The following is a 643-nucleotide window of genomic DNA, read 5'->3' as shown; positions in this document are numbered from 1 at the left end:
TCATCAAAAGCGCGGCCTGCGGGCCGCGCTTTTTTGTTGCTCATCTCGGTCTGTTCAATTCATCAGATGCTTGACGATGTCGGCTTTGACCTTGCCCGGCAGAGGGACGAACTGCAGCGACCGCGCGATGCCGTCGCCGTGCGCAAAGGCCCATCGGAAGAAGTCCAGCACGGCGGCCGACGTCGTCCGTTTGGCTGGGCTTCGCGGCACCAGCGCAAAGGTCGCGGTGACGATCGGCCAGGCCTGCTCGCCGGGCATGTCGGTGAGGTCGACCGCATAGTTTGGCACCGACCAATCGCCACTCTCGGCAGCGGCCGCGAAACTGCTTCCGTTCGGCAGCACGAACCGCCCCGCCTTATTCTGCAATTGCACGGTCGCAAGATTGTTGGCGGTAACGTAGGACAGCTCCGCATAGCCGATCCCGCCGGGCGTCATCGGCACCGTCGAGGCCGAGCCGTAGCTGCCTTTGACGCCGGCGCCGACCGGCCAGCTCAGCGTCATGCCGATCCCCATCTTGTCGCGCCATGCTGCGCTGTTCTTCGACAGATAGCGGGAGATCGCATAGGTGCCGCCCGAGCCGCCTGCATGATACAGCAGCGAAATCGGCAGGTTGGGCAGCGTGAGACTGGGATTAAGCTGCACG

Annotated in this window: 1 protein-coding gene; it reads right to left on the bottom strand. The window is 63.8% G+C overall.

Annotated features, from left to right (window positions below):
* Positions 1-54 precede the first annotated feature (54 nt).
* On the bottom strand, positions 55-643 hold a 589-nt coding region (locus DYI24_RS27450), incomplete at its 5' end, for a type 2 periplasmic-binding domain-containing protein (RefSeq protein ID WP_205523725.1).

This window comes from Rhodopseudomonas sp. BR0C11, assembly GCF_010820945.1.
Classification (GTDB): Bacteria; Pseudomonadota; Alphaproteobacteria; order Rhizobiales; family Xanthobacteraceae; genus Rhodopseudomonas; species Rhodopseudomonas palustris_H.
The sequence above is the reverse complement of the archived record's forward strand: the minus strand, read 5'-3'. Positions and strand labels throughout refer to the sequence as shown.